At 48.2% G+C, this 3813-nt stretch carries 4 protein-coding genes; all 4 read right to left on the bottom strand.

Annotation, left to right across the window (positions count from 1 at the left end; all coding sequences use genetic code 11):
* Window positions 1-144 precede the first annotated feature (144 nt).
* The 4 genes from kdsB to BLS44_RS26155 all read right to left on the bottom strand — a co-directional run bounded on the left by kdsB (window position 145) and on the right by BLS44_RS26155 (window position 3258).
* On the bottom strand, window positions 145-876 hold the full coding sequence (gene kdsB / locus BLS44_RS26140; protein ID WP_090393705.1) for a 3-deoxy-manno-octulosonate cytidylyltransferase: 732 nt from the start codon (window positions 874-876) through the stop codon (window positions 145-147).
* Between the two features lie 22 nt (window positions 877-898).
* On the bottom strand, window positions 899-1768 hold the full coding sequence (locus BLS44_RS26145; RefSeq protein WP_090393706.1) for a sterol desaturase family protein: 870 nt from the start codon (window positions 1766-1768) through the stop codon (window positions 899-901).
* On the bottom strand, window positions 1768-2184 hold the full coding sequence (locus BLS44_RS26150; RefSeq protein WP_090393707.1) for a putative signal transducing protein: 417 nt from the start codon (window positions 2182-2184) through the stop codon (window positions 1768-1770). The genes BLS44_RS26145 and BLS44_RS26150 overlap by 1 nt, the downstream gene beginning before the upstream one ends.
* Window positions 2185-2268: 84 nt before the next feature.
* Entirely contained in the window at window positions 2269-3258 is a 990-nt protein-coding gene (locus tag BLS44_RS26155; protein WP_090393708.1) for a hypothetical protein, read from the bottom strand.
* Window positions 3259-3813 lie beyond the last annotated feature (555 nt).

Consider the following 3813-nt stretch of genomic DNA (forward strand, 5'->3'; position numbering starts at 1 on the left):
CGTGTCGATGGCCAAGGTTTCGGCCGTATAGGTGTCTCCTGTGAGCCGTAAGATCCTCAACGCCGTTCCGCTGTTCTTTTCTCACGGATTCCACAAACGTGCACAGACCTCTAAGCTTCTGTGTAAATCCGTGAGCAATAATCGCTACCGGTTCAGAAGCGCCATCGCCTTTTCCAGGTCTTCAGGCGTATCAATTGCCACGGTTTCATAATCGGTTTCAGCCATATAGATATCCACCCCGTTATCCAGGAAACGCAGCTGTTCCAGCTTTTCCGTTTGCTCCAGCAATGAGGGAGACCAGCCGGTAAAATCCAGCAGGGCTTTTTTCCGGAATGCATATACGCCAATGTGCAGGTAATAGGGTACTGACGCCTGTGGATCTCTTTTATAAGGGACCACACTCCGGCTAAAGTACAGCGCTTTTCCTTTTTTATTGGTAACCACCTTTACCGCATTGGGATTTTGCGCTTCTTCTTCTGATGCAAATTTCCGCATCAGCGACCCCACCTGCACTGCATCGGAGTTAAAGAGCGCCACTATCTTTTCCAGGGGTTCCTTCTGCATAAAGGGCTCATCGCCCTGTACATTTACAATTACCTCCACATCCATATCCTTAACCGCTTCCGCGATCCGGTCTGTTCCGCTTTCGTGTTCGGCAACGCTCATAATAGCCTTTCCCCCGCGGGATACCATTTCCTCGAAGATCAATTCACTATCGGTTACTACAAAAACATCGTCAAACAACCCACTGCCGGCCACCGCGGCATAGGTATGCGCAATCACCGGCTTGTCGCCCAGCATCTTCATTAATTTTGCAGGAAACCGGGTTGCCGCATACCGGGCAGGGATCACCGCTATAATCTTCTCTTTTATCATTTTTCAAATGTAGGAAACTCTTTCAGGTTGAAGGACTTTTCTTCTCCGGACGGGCCGGCACAGCATCTTCCGGCTGCCGCTTTTTAATAAACGGATCTTTCATCAAACTCAAAAAGTCTTCGTCCTTTTCGTTATCATAATAACGATCCAATCCATACCGGATCCTTCCGGGATCCAGCTCTTTATAGGTACCCAGCAAACGGTCCCATACGGAAAACACCGCTCCGTAATTGCTATCGGTATACGGCTGTTTCCAGTGATGATGCACTTTATGCATATTGGGAGAGATGAGTATATAACTGAGCCATTTATCCAGTTTTTTAGGAAGGCTGATATTGGCATGGGTAAACGCGGTAGTGATCACCACCAGGGTCTGGTAGATCATTACGCTGTACATGGGGGCGCCGCTTACCAAGATCAGCAGGAGGAAAAAGATGCCGCGCAGCAGGCTGTCGCCCGGATGATGCCGGAGGCCCGTGGTCACATCTACTTTATTATCGCTGTGATGAATGAGATGATACCGCCATAAATACGCCTGCTTATGCATGATCCAGTGTACCAGCCAGCTGCTGAAATCCAGGGCCAGCACCCCTATGATAATGACGCCCAACACACCGGCATGCAGCCAGTATACCAGGCCAAAGCCGGTATTGCGGCACCAGTCGGACAGCAGCACAATCAAAACCGCCAGGGCTGTATGGATGATAAGGTGTATGACGGTAAACCCGAAATTAACGAGCGCATGCGAAAATTTCGTTCTCCGGTACTTTAGCCGAACCAGGGGGATGGCTCCTTCTATGATCCAGAAAAAGAGCAGCCCCCCCACCAGCAGGCCCATCCGCTCCAGCGGCCGCTGCTCCAGGGTAGCAAAATATGCAATAATGGACTCCATTAGTTCACAGTCTCTTTTACAGTGTCGTCAAACTCAAAACCACAATCAAAGCAATGGTACACTTTATCTGCCGCCATCGCTGCACCTCCAAGTCGCACAATGCTCACAAAAGTCTGCAGCCAGGTGGCTGCCTTTTTAGGAGTAGTAATATACTCCACGTTTGTAGATCCGCAACGAGGACAGGGGTTTTGTTCCTGGTACTGTTGTTTTGCTTTCCGCAATATTTCCAGCGCCCGTTCGATCTGCGGCGCTGCCACCATTAGCTTGATGCCGCCAATCGCATTGGTTAAACCGGGATGAATGGCGATCGTATTTTCATCTTTCAGCCAGCAATTGATGTCTTCACTCAGCAAATTCCCCATTGCCAGGTGCGCATCAATATAATTATCATACGTAGCCGCAATAACAAAGTTCATACCTTAAAGTTATTGCAGTACAGCCGATAAAAAAAGCCGGCCGCCGGTTATTTTAATCCGGTAAACTACAGAAAGCCCTTCTGCTTACAATTTCAAAAAAATGCCATAGAACCTGCGCATCCTCTGCTCCACATCTTTCAGAAAATCCAGATCAGCTTGCTGAACCCCACCCCTGGAAGATCCGGGATTAAGTCTTACTTCATAATAATTCCGGAAACTAAACAGTTGCTCCCGGAAATTCAATACCAGGACGTCTGCCCAGATAGATCTTTCCGTGCCGGACAATCCCAGATGAACCAGCTGGTTTATCTGATCATCAATGGAGTCCTTTGCGCGTTTTAGCTCCTTACCGGTTGTTGTATTGTATCGTTGTTTTCCGGGCAGGAGTTGCTCCAGCAGCAGGATATAATTGTCGCTGGCCTTTATCGACTGTTCCATTAAAACAGCTGCCGGGGCGAAGGCATTTTTCTTTTCCGGCACCTGGTAAATATCTTTAAAAATACGATCCGACCTGAGGATGATACTGTCGATGATGACACCGGATTTATCGTCCAGCATACGGATCGAATCGATCCGTTCCAGTCCCTGCGCGCCTTTATCTGCTTTATAACCGGTCTTTGTGTAATATTGATCAAAGCGCCTGTAAACCTGGTTTATTTGCCGGAACACCGTTACCAGGCTACCGATCTGCTCATTCAGCCAGGCAGTTTCCCCGCGGGTAAAGTTATCCGGGGGGCCGTTATCAGCAACAGCGCCGGAACTGATTTTTTTTACCGGTTCATAAAGCAACTCCTCCGACCGGAAGAACAGGGTGTCATAGGCGGCAATATGCTGCAGATCCCCCTTCAGCGTGTCGGCCCTTAAGGGGTTCAGGATCGTCTTCTTTTTTTCCTGCAAAACCTTCCGTAATAACTCCAGATAAAATTCCCGGTCGCGCACCACCGATACCAGGAAAAAAGCATAATGATCCAGCCGGTAGTCCCTGCTCCGGTCGTGTCGTTTATCTTTGCAAGCCGAAAAACCAATGACAAGCGGAAACACAAAGAGTGAAACCAACCATTTAGTGTTGTTCATTTTATTAAGGTTTTGTTGCAGACCAAACAGATACCCGCTATTCAAAATTAAGATTTCCCTTCATGTAACTCAAATCTGTTTCAGGGCAGCCGCATCTAAACCAGGTAAAAAGAACGGAATGGTATTGAACCGCTGCTATTTCCCTCATGCCCCTGCTCCGTCCGGGAGGGGGCCAGGGCAAATGCATCTAATTTCAGCATTGTTCAGCTCCGGAGGAGCAGCGTATTTATAGTAATCTGCTGTTTTATCAACCCGGCTCCTGTAGGAGCCGCGTGTTTGTTGGGCCCGAAATTTTACGCGGCTCCTACAGGAGCCGGCTTTTCTCTTTAATACCTTACTATAAACACGCGGCACTTACAGTGCCTGAAAATACTCCTGGTGTGCTCTTTTTACTCAATTTAGATGCGTTTGCCCTGGGAGGGGGGCTATATTGCTACCGAAAAGCAGTAAATTACATTTCGGTAAGATACCGTTGGCTCAGATGCTGGCCGCTGCGTAAAAGTACATTCACAAAAACGAACTCATTATTGCAATGTGCAAACATGAAGACAAATA

The organism is Niabella drilacis (assembly GCF_900101395.1).
Lineage (GTDB): Bacteria > Bacteroidota > Bacteroidia > Chitinophagales > Chitinophagaceae > Niabella > Niabella drilacis.